Genomic DNA, 1,599 nt, shown 5'->3' with positions numbered 1-1,599 from the left:
TGGCTGTTTTACGCGTATGACAGGATACGGAGGACGGTTGTGGCGCACGTCTTCGGTGAACGCACTCTGGCCACACTGGAGCGTCTTCTGAGCCTGCTGCCGGCCTTTGAGGTCGTGGTATGGATGACGGATGGCTGGCCGCTGTATGAATCACGCCTGAAGGGAAAGCTGCACGTTATCAGCAAGCGTTACACTCAGCGCATTGAGCGACATAATCTGAATCTGAGACAACATCTGGCAAGGCTGGGACGGAAGTCACTGTCGTTCTCAAAATCGGTGGAGCTGCATGACAAGGTCATCGGGCATTATCTGAACATAAAACACTATCAGTAAGTTGGCAGCATTACCACGATTTTCTTATGGAATTACTGGTGGGAATGTTTTTTTTAGTTGTCTTGTTTTTGTTTTTTTCTATTTCGCAATCTTAATGACAGTGTCAGCAGATATGCCGCTTGTTGGCTGTGTTTTGACTTTGTCACTGTTGGTTTTGCTTATATTTATGGCAGCAAAAGGACTGCGTTATCAGGCCTTGATGACTAGTCTCAACGGCGTAAGATTTAGTTTTAATTGCTCTATGAAAGGGTTCTGGTGGGTAACCTTTTTCTTGCCGATTTTAATGGCCATTGGGATGGGGACTGTTTTCTTTATCTCGACAAAGATGCTACATGCCAATAGTTCAAGTAGTGTTATTATATCTGTGGTTCTGATGGCAATAGTTGGTATTGTTTCCATTGGTATTTTTAATGGTACTTTATATAGCCTGGTAATGAGTTTTCTCTGGAGCAATACCAGTTTCGGTATACATCGTTTCAAGGTGAAATTAGATACTGCGTATTGTATAAAATATGCCATCCTCGCATTTTTAGCTTTATTACCTTTTCTCGCTGTTGCTGGTTATATTATCTTCGAACAAATATTAAATGCGTATGATAGTTCTGTGTATGCAAATGATGATATTGAGAATTTACAGCAATTTATGGAAATGCAACGTAAAATGATAATCGCGCAGTTAATCTATTATTTTGGGATTGCTGTTAGCACCAGTTATTTAACGGTGTCGTTGCGAAATCATTTTATGAGTAACCTGTCACTGAATGATGGGCGTATTCGTTTTCGCTCAACTTTAACGTACCACGGTATGCTTTATCGCATGTGTGCGTTGGTAGTGATATCCGGGATTACGGGCGGTCTGGCTTATCCACTGCTGAAAATATGGATGATTGACTGGCAGGCAAAAAATACGTATTTGCTGGGCGATTTGGATGACCTTCCTGGTAATGACTCCAACTTACTGATAGTGTTTTATGTTCAGATAATGCCCGATGACCTTGTCATGCAGCTCCACCGATTTTGAGAACGACAGTGACTTCCGTCCCAGCCTTGCCAGATGTTGTCTCAGATTCAGATTATGTCGCTCAATGCGCTGAGTGTAACGCTTGCTGATAACGTGCAGCTTTCCCTTCAGGCGTGATTCATACAGCGGCCAGCCATCCGTCATCCATACCACGACCTCAAAGGCCGACAGCAGGCTCAGAAGACGCTCCAGTGTGGCCAGAGTGCGTTCACCGAAGACGTGCGCCACAACCGTCCTCCGTATCC

General features: G+C 44.0%; 3 pseudogenes. 2 read left to right on the top strand and 1 reads right to left on the bottom strand.

Annotated features, from left to right (window positions below):
- Positions 1 to 333, top strand: a pseudogene (locus BHE85_RS15115) (IS1-like element IS1X2 family transposase); the annotation flags it as partial.
- Positions 334 to 349: 16 nt separating this feature from the next.
- Positions 350 to 1,354 (top strand): annotated as a pseudogene (locus BHE85_RS15110) (DUF898 family protein); the annotation flags it as partial.
- Here the strand turns inward: BHE85_RS15110 and BHE85_RS15105 are convergent.
- A pseudogene (locus tag BHE85_RS15105) lies at positions 1,289 to 1,599 on the bottom strand (IS1-like element IS1X2 family transposase); the annotation flags it as partial. The pseudogenes BHE85_RS15110 and BHE85_RS15105 sit on opposite strands and share 66 nt — an antisense overlap.

Origin of the sequence: Shigella sp. FC1567 (assembly GCF_001743015.1) — a bacterium.
Taxonomy (GTDB): domain Bacteria; phylum Pseudomonadota; class Gammaproteobacteria; order Enterobacterales; family Enterobacteriaceae; genus Escherichia; species Escherichia coli.
This window is presented reverse-complemented; position numbering and strand designations above follow the sequence as displayed.